General features: G+C 66.3%; 2 protein-coding genes and 1 pseudogene. 1 reads left to right on the top strand and 2 read right to left on the bottom strand.

The annotated features are described in order from the left end of the window. The first annotated feature begins 104 nt into the window (after positions 1-104). Positions 105-1,064, top strand: coding sequence for a hypothetical protein (locus tag ACWCXX_RS41135; protein ID WP_451136411.1), 960 nt, complete (start codon positions 105-107; stop codon positions 1,062-1,064). Positions 1,065-1,584: 520 nt separating this feature from the next. Here ACWCXX_RS41135 and ACWCXX_RS41140 read toward each other — a convergent pair. Beyond that, positions 1,585-1,977: a hypothetical protein gene (locus ACWCXX_RS41140; protein ID WP_451136413.1), complete on the bottom strand. Its 393-nt coding sequence runs from the start codon at positions 1,975-1,977 to the stop codon at positions 1,585-1,587. Next, positions 1,977-2,564, bottom strand: a pseudogene (locus ACWCXX_RS41145) (hypothetical protein); the annotation flags it as partial. The gene ACWCXX_RS41140 and the pseudogene ACWCXX_RS41145, both read right to left, overlap by 1 nt.

Consider the following 2,564-nt stretch of genomic DNA (forward strand, 5'->3'; position numbering starts at 1 on the left):
CAGTCAAGCCCCCACCCTCCGGATAACGCATACCACCGGCATATCGCAGGGATCATGAACCGTCACTACCCGACGACAACCCGAAAACCTCAGTAGTCGGCCTGTTGAACGGCGGGCACGTCGAAGTCTTCGCGCTCGCCGGGGTGGCAAAGGGGGAGGTACAGGCCTGCGCGCGCATTCCGGTTCCTGACACCCAGGAGGTAAGTGACTTCACATTGTCCTGGGCGATAGCGCCGGATGCCTCGTTCGCCGTGTTCGGAATGCCGGAGGGGGTCGTCGCGGTCGGGGCCGATGGAGTCGAGCGCTGGGTTCGCCAGCAGGGGATGTCGGACGAGGACTTGGTCCACCGGTCGTGCGCAGTGAGCCGGGACGGAAAATATGTATGGGCACTCGTCGTGGATGACGAAGACCCCGACGACGGCGATATGTGGGCGGTGCTGGATTCGGCGACGGGCGAGGTGATCGCTCAAACCGCGTTGGACGGCATGACCGAGTACTACGCCACCCAATCCCTGCACCCGGATGGTGTGCACGTCCTGCTCTCCATCGGTGAGGGGCAGAACGGCTGCTACACGTACTGGAGCCGACTTCCTGAGGAAGCGGACGGCGAAAACGTCGACGAGGACGAAGGCCGGCCGCCGCTGCTCAACTATGACGGCCTCGCGGACAACAAGCAGGTCCTGCTCGACATATCGCCTGACGGCGGGGAGTTCCTGACGGCAGGATTCAACAAGGATCTGCGTCGGCACCGCTTCCCCGATGGCGAGGTCCTGACGACCCTGGCCCGGAACCGCGTACCGCTCAGTTCGCCCAAGGACGACGGTTGGGTGACCTGGGAGGGCGGATATCTGACGGCGAACACCTGCTTGGTCGTCTCGTCCTGTGGGGACGAAAGCCTGCCGCAGCCCTCCCAGCACTGGATCTACCAACTGTCCTCGGACGAGCTACAGGGCCCCGTGCTCTATCCCTCGTCGGACAACCGTAGCGTGGTGCGCTGCCTCGGCGACGGGACCTGGCTCACCACGGACGCGGAGGGAACAGGCTTGCTGCGCTGGCGCTTGTGACCCGTACACGTGGTGCAGCGCGATCAGTGCGGCAACGAGAAGCCCGATCTTCACCACGCCGTACGGGTGCTCGCCCAATCACTTCGCTGGCCGCCCCATTGACAGGCAGACCGGTGGGCCCTCGGGCTGGCGGCCGCGCGTCAATTCCACACCCGTGAAGGGCGCTTGACCGTGCCCTGCAAACACGTCGAAAACGTCGACGGAGTCGAGGTGCGGATGGGGAACTGGCCCGACAACGTCCGCGCCGCGCCGACCGCCTCGGCACCGAGCAGCGCACAGAACTGACCGCGCTCGGCATGCGCTGGTGAGACGGAGGCATGGTGTGCAAAGTCGTCGGTCTGTTGGTGGGGTTATGTGCGGTTCTCTTCTCGGATCATGCGGCGGAGGCTGGTGCGAGCCGCTGCGAGGTCGTCTTCGAGGCTGTTGATGCGTGTTTTCAGGGCGTCGTTCTCGTCGGTGGCTTCTTGGAGCTGGCGGGCCAGTTGATCGCTGTGGCGGGTGAGGCTGTAGACGCGGGTGGTCAGCTCTGGGGTGTGGAGGGTGTCAAGCTGCTGGCCAAGTTGGTGGCGTAGGGCGCCTTGGAGCTGGTCACGTTCAGCGCGGAGCTCCCTGATCTCTTGGCGGGTGAGGTCGAGTTCGGCGCGCAGGTCAGCCAGGGCAGCCGAGGGAGTGGTGCCTTGTGGGGTGGGGTGGTGCGGGCTTGCCGGGTCTGGGCGGCTTCGATGTGCTCGCGGATGCCGGGGGCGTAGGTGAGCCAGGTGGACACGCGGGCGGCGCGGGCAACGGCGGCGTGGGTGACGGGCTGGCCGTTGCTTTCCAGAGCGGTGATCGTGGTCAGGACACGGCCGCGCTTGTCGAGGCTGTCGCGGCGTCTGGCCTGGGCGAGGGAGGCGGGGTTGCCGCGGCGGTTCATCAGGGGGCTTTCGGGGATGCGGTCAGGGGCAAGAGGGTGTGGTTTTCTCCGGCGCGTGCTTTACGCAGCACGGTGGCGGCTTCTTCGATCTGTGCCCGTTCTGCAGCGGGGAGGGCGTCGAGGCGGCGGTGCATGCGGTCGGTGACGTGCTCGAAGGCGGTGATCTGGGCGGTGAGAGAGGTGATCACGAATTCGGCGGCGTCCATGGCACGGGCGGTCTCGCGGTCGGCGCGCAGTTCGTTGAGGTGTTGCTCGATGGCGGGGAGGTAGGAGGGGTCGGGGCGGTAGAAGCCGCAGCCGGCGCACTGGAAGCGGATGGGGCGGGCTCCTCCCCCGGCTTTGACGTTGGATGGTTCGGTGCAGCCGCCGTAGGGGACGGCGACCGACCGCATCTCGTAGGCGGTCGGGGTGCACGGGGCGGGCTGGCCGGTCTGATCGATGACATGCGCGCTGAGTTTGGTGACGGCCTGTTGTTTCCGTTTGAGGGAGACGGTTACTGAGGTTGAACTCGTGGAGTCGTAGGGGCTGACGGCTGGTCGTCCGTGCGGTATCACCGGAGCATGCGGTATCCACAAGGGGGCGGGCTG

Source organism: Streptomyces sp. NPDC001732 (assembly GCF_053596315.1).

Coding starts and splice junctions, on each gene's coding strand:
- ACWCXX_RS41140 (WP_451136413.1), bottom strand. CDS start 1,977: ATGAACCGCCGCGGCAACCCCGCCTCCCTCGCCCAGGCCAGACGCCGC.